The 745-nt window shown below is 36.2% G+C and carries 1 protein-coding gene; it reads left to right on the forward strand.

The features are described from left to right. A partial coding sequence (locus HMPREF2801_RS09285) for a Cna B-type domain-containing protein (RefSeq protein WP_168162833.1) occupies window positions 1-745 on the forward strand: 745 nt, incomplete at both ends.

Below are 745 nucleotides of genomic sequence, written 5' to 3' on the forward strand. Positions count from 1 at the left end.
GACTTGGGATAACTTGGATAAGACAGATGCAAATGGCAACTTGATTGTCTACACAGTAAAAGAAGCTGGAGAAGAAAATGGAACAATAGCAATTGGTGATGACACATACACAGTAACAACAAGTGGTAATGCAACAAATGGTTTCACAATTACAAACACATTGAAAAATAAAGTAATTCCAGAACCAGAAAAAATTACAATTACAGCAAGAAAAGAATGGGCAGCAGGAGATGGTGCAACATTACCAGATCAAAAGCCAACAGTAACCTTTGACTTGTATGCAGACGGAGTAAAATTAGACAATGAATCAAGGACAATAGCAAATGGACAAAGCCAAGTAACATGGAACTTACCAAAGACAAATGATAAGGGCACAGAAATTGTCTACACATTAAAAGAAGCTGGAGAAGAAAATGGAACAATAGCAATTGGTGATGACACATACACAGTAACAACAAGTGGTGACATGGCAAATGGCTTCACAATTACAAACACAATAAAGAAAGTTGTTCCAGAAACTGTAGCCCTAAAGGCAAGTAAAATTTGGGTAGCAGGAGAGGGCGCAACACTACCAAGTGTAAAACCAGATGTGACATTTGACTTATATGCAGATAATGTAAAATTAGACAACGAATCAAAGACACTTAAGAATGGAATGACAAGTGTAACTTGGACAGATTTATTAAAGACAAATGCAAATAATCAAGACATTGTCTATACAGTAAAAGAAGCTGGCGGAGAAAAT

The organism is Peptoniphilus sp. HMSC062D09 (assembly GCF_001811425.1).
Classification (GTDB): domain Bacteria; phylum Bacillota; class Clostridia; order Tissierellales; family Peptoniphilaceae; genus Peptoniphilus_A.